1 pseudogene is annotated in these 233 nt (G+C 70.0%); it reads right to left on the bottom strand.

The features are described 5' to 3' along the window. Window positions 1-233: pseudogene (locus ACQG3P_RS24440) on the bottom strand (hypothetical protein); the annotation flags it as partial.

Genomic DNA, 233 nt, shown 5'->3' with positions numbered 1-233 from the left:
AAAAGGCGGCTGCCCGCGCATCCGCCCTTTCGCTGCTTTCACCTGACCCGCGCGGGGCGGTAGAAACACCCGTCAACAACCGGTACCGCTGCCGGGTTTCCTCGATCTCCACATCCAGCGCCTTGCGCTGCTGCACGTCGGAGTCCTGCATGCGCTTCTGCGCCACCAGCTCGGCGGGGCGCAGGCGGATGTCCTCGGCCTGCTTGGGGGCCCCCGGCTGGCCGGCCCGTTCG

Source organism: Stenotrophomonas sp. SrG (genome assembly GCF_050031795.1).
Taxonomy (GTDB): Bacteria; Pseudomonadota; Gammaproteobacteria; order Xanthomonadales; family Xanthomonadaceae; genus Stenotrophomonas; species Stenotrophomonas rhizophila_A.
This window is presented reverse-complemented; position numbering and strand designations above follow the sequence as displayed.